The following is a 6,635-nucleotide window of genomic DNA, read 5'->3' as shown; positions in this document are numbered from 1 at the left end:
CTCCTGCATTGCCTCAAGCATGGCTGACTGCGTCTTGGGGGTTGCCCGATTGATCTCGTCTGCGAGCACAATATTGGCAAAGATAGGGCCAGGCTGGAACTTGAACTGCCTTTTTCCCCGGTCTTCCTCGATAATATACGTCCCGGTGATATCTGAGGGCATCAGGTCAGGCGTGCTCTGGATCCTGCTGAACTTCAGATCCATGATGTCAGCCAAAGTCCGGACAAGCAGGGTCTTTGCAAGGCCAGGATAGCCCTCAAGCAGCGCATGGGAATCACAGAGCACGGCGATAAGGACCTGCTCAATCACCTTGTCCTGGCCAATGACTGCCTTATTAACCTCTTTCAAAACCTCTTCAAAGGTTTCCTTGTAGTTTTTCATTGTGCACCTCCATAAGAGCTTATTCTTTGTTTCTGGTGTTTCATTTTTTATTTGATTGGTTTTTGATGGGGATTCTTATTTTTGATGTGTATGATTAGGGTTCAATATTGGTTGATTGCAGTTTCAATCTTAAGGATTGTTGGTTTTTCATTTTTTCATTATTTGCATATTTACATATATTGGAGTTCATTATTGGATTTCATGTTAATTTATTATCTTTTGTTATCTCATTGAAGTAATTCTTCACGACCTCCTGCTGGTCTTTTGGGATGTTCTCCTCGAAGCTTTCTGCAGACTCTCCGAAAACCTCAGTAGGGAAGAGCGGCGTGAAATCCCTGGCCTGGGGAGGCTGGAGGTCATCAATCGTAAGCTCATAGCCTGAGACATGGATGGCCGCAGTAAGGCTGCTGCTGAGCTCTGCAACCTCCTCATCACCAAATATATTCTCTGCAAATCCCTGGCCGCCTGAACGGACATTGCCGGCAGGGCCGTCGCCAATGACGCTGCCCCCTTCCCTGTACACAAACTTGGGAATCTGGTCGCGGAGCCAGCTGAGATCAATGTGAAAGTCCATTGATGCAATGAAGACGATCAGAAATCCCAGCAGCAGGGCTGAGAAGATCTTAAGAGAGCTCTTTTTGATGTCGAGAAATTCTGAGGTATGCACGTCTCTGACCTTAGCAATAATCTCGTCCTCCAGCTCCTGGGCAACGGGGTTTTCAAGGAATTTGTTGTCATCAGCTGTGCGGAGACGCTCGTTGAGGGCAGGATACTTTGATTCAATCAAGAGCACATACCTTCGCCTAATCCAGGAGTAGGTTGAGAAGATGAAATAGAGGATGGCAAGCACAATCGAGAGCGAACTTGGGATCCTGAAGATGCTGAACAGCATGTACATGGCCAAAAAGAGCACGATGCTTGCAAGCAGATTCTGAAATACGATGAGATTGTTGAATACGAAATTTATTTCATTCAGCAGGATTATGTAGCGCTTCATCGTCGTATCTTCATGGCTCTCTTCATGGTCCAGCCTCGCATGTTGCCAGGTTTGCCTCAGCCTGGTCAGCCCTTGCCTTCCACCTGCGGACATCGCTATTGAGATCTGTGATTTCCTGGTTCAGGCCTGATATCTGAACATCCTTCGCTGCGACATCTGCCTGCGCCTGGGTAAGCTGATTTTTCGTATTGAGCAGTTCTCCTGTTAATCTGGATTTGTCCTCAACTAAGCCTTCCTTGATAGCATTCAGCTCTGTGTATTTCTCGCTCAGGGATTGCTCGCGTTCCTCCTTCAGCTTGAGCTGAAAGCTTGTCTGGTTGAGCCTCACCTTTTCAGACTGGAGAGTTGAGACAAGATTCCTTACTTCTCCAACGCGCGTGTTATAGTCCTGGCTGAGGCCTTCAAATGTCTTCTGGTAAAAGACAGTAAAGCCTGTAAAGCTGATCATGACTACTATAATCAGCAGCAGCAGCCCAAGATTCACGTTTTGTTTCATAAATGCCATGGGAATCACCTGTTTGCGTTTTCGTGGATCCTCCTCACCAGGATTTCAATGAGGAAAATGATAAGGCTAGCAACAATGAACGGCCAGCGGAAATAGGTAAAATCGGTCTTTCTCCGCTTGCTGGTCTCCTTGACAAAATCAATCAGCTGGCTCGAATTTGCGAGAGTAAATGTCTTGCCGCCGGTAATGCTGGCCAGGGTGGGAAGCTTGGGGTTCAGGCCAATGGCGTAGTACTCTTCAGGATAATTCACTGCTGCCTTGCCGCCAAAAAAATCCTGGAAGCCTGCAGTTTTTGGGACAAACCTGGCACGGTATGCCTTGCTTCCGACCTTGGCGAATGTCATGCCTTCCTTGCTTACTGGGTTTTCTGAAATGACTACAATATCGGTCCCTTTGTTTATATAGGTATCTGTTGTCTTGACGTCAAACTCCTTGACCCTGGAAGGATCGCCAATGGCCCAGTTGAGGCTTCGGGTGAGAAGCTCTGAGTTCTTCTTGCTCAGAAGGCTTCCTGCCCAGATATCCGGGCTTGTTGCAATGCTTACCACACGGCCAAGGCCGAACCTCCATGTTGTAACAACGGGGTAAATCCTGTTGGTGATCACCAAAGGCCTGCCGGTGGGCTTAGGAGCAACCTGGTTGAAACCGGAGATTGTTCCCTGAAGCTCAAGATTCTGGGTGATGAAATCATTGCTATTCAGGACAAGGAGCTCATTCCCTGCAAGTTCCTGCGAGCTGTCGTCTTTCTTGAACAGCAATGCAAGCTTTTGCGTTTCCTTGGGCTGGAAGAACACGCCTTTGCCATCATACGCCAGCCTTTTCATGAATTCGACATCAGTATCCTCTCCGATGCCGACAGGGTATATCCTGACTCCGCGGTTTGCAAGGCTGATCACCTTGGTGAGGGTGCTCTGGCTAACTCCCCGGGACACAATTCCGTCAGAGATCAGGATGATGTTCTTTGAGCCTTTTGCCTTTCTCAGCAGCAGGTCAGCCTTGTCAAGGCCCTCGTAGATGACAGTTCCTGCCTTCGGATCTGCTTTGATGTTCACAATGCTGTCATTAAGGCCTTGCTGCTCGAACTTGGGCAGCAGGCTTGTGGTGATGTAATACCCATTGGAATCAAAGGCAACTGCCCCAACTCTTACATCATCGCCAAGCTGGCCGAGGATATCCAGCGCCTGGGCTTTCTGGATGCTGATCTTGGATGAGCCTTTGTCTCCTGCAAAAGAGAATGTCGAGCTTCCTGAGATGTCGATCACAAGGACTACATTAATATCCTGCTCGCTCTCCTCCTTTCCTGCGACCCCGACAACCACTGGCAAGAGGGTTTCAAGAAGGGAGTCTTTATAGCCGCCCCGATCATAGGAGTTTGGGCCTCCTGAAACAAGAAGGCCGTTTCCGTCGCTGACATACGAGCTGAGCTTGTCAATATCGGGCGAGAGCAACGCACCAGGGATGTCGTCAAGGATAATGGCGCCAAACTGGGAAAGATCAGCAGGGATGCTTTTTCTGATAGCCAGTGTATAGATGTTCTGAAGCAACCTCTCGTATTTTGAATCCTCATTTAGGGTCACAAGGAGCACGTCTGGCTTTGGATATACCCTGACGACCTTGAAGAACTGGTTGTTCTCACGGAAGTAATCGTTTTGAATCACGAGACGGGCTTCGATCTGGTGGAACCCGTCAAGCAGAAGCTTTTGGGGTGTGTGCTCAAAGGAAGCTGGGCCTAAACCTGAGGTCTGGTAGATCAGCTCGCCATCGACATAGAGCTCAACAGTATACGGCCTTGGGCTTCCGACCTGCTGCACATCAATATAATAGGTGTAGTCTGTGCCAAAGAGGATTTCTGGCTCTCCTTCAAGCCTGAGCGAGGTGTCATCCTTAATCGGGCTCATCTCGAGCAGAGAGATGGTGGAGTTTAAGGATTTGGCCAGGAGAATGATGTCATCAAGGCTTTTCTCTCCGTTGGTGTTTCCATCGGTCACAAGGAAGATGTTATCGTCGCCCTGCATGTGATTCAGCAGGCCCTCAGCAATAGAGGAATCATTGCCATATGCGATCTGCTCGATTTTTGCCGGTATGCTGTTGATGACCCTGCCCCTTACCTGTTCAGCCAGGCCTTCTTCAAACAATTGCATTGAGGTTGATTCTTCGGAGAGTATCGTAAGCGAATAATCGCCTGTTATTGTGCGTTCTTTGGTGGAGAATGGCGAGCTGAGGGCAATGAGAAGCAGGATAATGAGGAGTGTCCTGCTCAGGATGAGAAACCTGCGGAGGCTCCTGCTCTGCTTCTCGAATTGAATCTCATCAAGCTTGCTCCGGAACTTTGCTGCCTTTCGTTTCAGCAGATAGATGGCAAGGATGATGAGTGGGATGGCTGCCAGCAGGTATTGAGGATGCTCGATCTTGAAGGGGAGGACGATTTCAAGCGCCAATTAGGCATCACCCCTCCATTTGATATAGATAATCTCAAGGAAGAGGAATGCCAGGGCTGCGAGAAGCAGCGGAACCGCAAGCTCATAGTTCTGGCGGCTGATGGTGGAGCGAACCTGGAAATCCTCATGGCGGGAGAAGATATCGGTCTCGCTGGTGATTGTAGACTCTTTCTCATTGAGAAGGTTTAGGGCTATCCGTTTTCCTCCTATGTCATAGATTCCCTGCTTCGGATATTCGAGGAAGCCTGCATCTCCTATCCTCCTGTTGAGGCCGGTGATGTCCTCTTTCTGCGTAAGGACGCTAATCAGGTTGTCCCAGAAGAGGGGGTAGTAATGCGTTTTTGGAAAGTCTGACTCGCTGTCAATGACTCCATAATAGAATATTGAGGCTGCTTTTCCCTGCTGCAAAGCGAGAATCGGGCTCTGGTCGTTTGCTGTTGCAAGGGTGATAGTTGAGTTCAACGCCTGGGCTGCAAGATGCTGCTTAACATCTCCAATCTCCACGTTTTTTGTAATCTCATTGACGACATCGATACTTACTGATGTGTGGCCAGAGCGCTCAAGGATGCGGACGGGAAGCAAGGAGTTCAGGTTCCTGTCATTCAGGTTTGGCTGGGCTGCGATAATAAGGCTTGTTCCGTTCTCCACTGCCTTTTGGATATCCAGGACATCAGGAGGGATGATGACTTCTTTGATATTGCTGATGATGATTATATCATGGTGCAAGTCGTAGGCTTTCGTGACCGGAGGATTTCTGATCTCTAAGTTAATCCGGTCAGATGCCGATAAGGCGTACTCAAGATAGGAGCCCCTCTCATTGGTTATCAGCAGCACACTCGTCTTGCTCTTCTCAGGTGTGACCAGGTATACAAGATTATCCAGGGGAAGGCTGTCTTTGGCGTCTATTTCGATCGTGGATTCGCCAGGAGGGGTGGCGAATGACACAAATTCAAGGGAATTTGGAAGGACCTCGACGTCTTTGGCCCCTATGACTGCTCCAGACTGCTTTGCAACCAGCTTGAGGGATGCTTTTTTTGTATCTGCATTCTTGAGTGTGATCATGGTTTCCTTTCTGCCAACATCCATATCAACAATGCCGAGGTTGGATGCTTTGTCTCCAATATTCACGAACTGCACAGAATTGCCCTTGGCTGCGAGAATGCGTTCTGCCTTGATCGGCTGGTCCCTCTCATCTGTTGTCACAAAATCGCTGATGACCACAATCTTGCCCTTTTCCTCTCCAAGAAGGGCATCTGCCTGGAACATAGCTGGCTCGATGCTGGTCGAGCTGTCTGCAGCACGAATGCTGGAGAGCACAGATCTTGCCTCCCGATTCGAGCCCTGATGCAGCATCACTTGCGGCACGTCTGTCGCAAGGATGATAGAGACCTTTCCGGACAGCTGGGCAACGGCAGCCTCCACAGCCTTCTGGAAGCGCGTCGATCCGCCTGACAATGCCTGCATGCTTGCAGATCCATCAATGATGATCACTGTATTGGTCGCTGCCTCGTCATGGGGGATTTTCAGATACGGCTCAGCAACTGCAAATGAGAGGAGCAGGAGGATTGCCAGCTGGAGGTAAAAAAGCAGGTTTTGGACAAGCCTCCGGAAAAAGGCATGGTGTTTTGCCTTTTTTTGCTCCTTCAGAAAGAACATCAAAGAAGGGATGATCTTTTCGATAGGCCGCGAGCGGATCAAGTACATGATGATGAAAGGGACAAGGCTGAGAAGAGCATACAGGCCGAGCAGGTTGCTGAATGGCATTACTTCTTCCCTCCTTTGATGGCTGACTCAAGATCCTTTTCATTCATAAGCTCCTTCGTCACAATCAGAAAACCATCTCCCCGATACCAGAAAACGTCTGACTCAGGCTGAATCTTGAGGTTCTGCCTTGACTCTGCAGGCAAGGTCACCTGGCCCTGCTTTGTGAGCCTTGCCTTGCCTGAAAACTTGACTGCCATGAAGCCTCTTTGGTGCTTGTTTTCGTGTTGATTTGGTTTGGGGGTGAGTTGGTGCTAAGGGGTATTGAGGTGAGTTGGTGCTAAGGGGTATTGAGGTGAGTTGGGTAGCTGGGGGCTTATTAGATTTAGTAAAAATATTAATAATACGTTTGATAATAGAGGTATTCATTGTAGTAAATTTAATAACTGGATATATAAAGGTTTCGATGGTTTAGTTAACGACATAAGTAACGCATGAAGTTCTGCATAAAAATATGTTTTTTCCAAAAGTTCTCAAGGGATTCTTGCAGATCATCAATGGTTGGAAAGTATTGTGATTTTGTGACGTTGTTTTTCGTGACTTTCCAACAGGT

The 6,635-nt window shown here is 48.4% G+C and carries 6 protein-coding genes; all 6 read right to left on the bottom strand.

All coding sequences use genetic code 11. The features are described 5' to 3' along the window. The coding region (locus tag VJB08_03290) for an AAA family ATPase (protein HLD42987.1) at positions 1–381 on the bottom strand (381 nt) is incomplete at its 3' end. 199 nt (positions 382–580) lie between these two features. Beyond that, positions 581–1,378, bottom strand: coding sequence for a hypothetical protein (locus VJB08_03285; GenBank protein HLD42986.1), 798 nt, complete (start codon positions 1,376–1,378; stop codon positions 581–583). Between the two features lie 22 nt (positions 1,379–1,400). Continuing rightward, on the bottom strand, positions 1,401–1,883 hold the full coding sequence (locus tag VJB08_03280) for a hypothetical protein (protein ID HLD42985.1): 483 nt from the start codon (positions 1,881–1,883) through the stop codon (positions 1,401–1,403). Between the two features lie 5 nt (positions 1,884–1,888). Beyond that, positions 1,889–4,321 carry a vWA domain-containing protein gene (locus tag VJB08_03275; protein ID HLD42984.1) on the bottom strand — a complete coding sequence of 811 codons (2,433 nt, stop codon included), beginning with the start codon at positions 4,319–4,321 and terminating at the stop codon, positions 1,889–1,891. Beyond that, on the bottom strand, positions 4,322–6,085 hold the full coding sequence (locus VJB08_03270) for a VWA domain-containing protein (GenBank protein ID HLD42983.1): 1,764 nt from the start codon (positions 6,083–6,085) through the stop codon (positions 4,322–4,324). Then, on the bottom strand, positions 6,085–6,282 hold the full coding sequence (locus tag VJB08_03265; protein HLD42982.1) for an AbrB/MazE/SpoVT family DNA-binding domain-containing protein: 198 nt from the start codon (positions 6,280–6,282) through the stop codon (positions 6,085–6,087). Before VJB08_03265 ends, VJB08_03270 begins: the two co-directional genes overlap by 1 nt. Between the last annotated feature and the right edge of the window lie 353 nt (positions 6,283–6,635).

Source organism: Candidatus Nanoarchaeia archaeon (genome assembly GCA_035290625.1).
Taxonomy (GTDB): Archaea; Nanobdellota; Nanobdellia; order Woesearchaeales; family DATDTY01; genus DATDTY01.
Note: the sequence above shows the minus strand (reverse complement) of the source record. Positions and strands in the feature narration are given on the sequence as shown.

Coding starts and splice junctions, on each gene's coding strand:
- VJB08_03280 (HLD42985.1), bottom strand. CDS start 1,883: ATGGCATTTATGAAACAAAACGTGAATCTTGGGCTGCTGCTGCTGATT.
- VJB08_03270 (HLD42983.1), bottom strand. CDS start 6,085: ATGCCATTCAGCAACCTGCTCGGCCTGTATGCTCTTCTCAGCCTTGTC.
- VJB08_03285 (HLD42986.1), bottom strand. CDS start 1,378: ATGAAGCGCTACATAATCCTGCTGAATGAAATAAATTTCGTATTCAAC.
- VJB08_03265 (HLD42982.1), bottom strand. CDS start 6,282: ATGGCAGTCAAGTTTTCAGGCAAGGCAAGGCTCACAAAGCAGGGCCAG.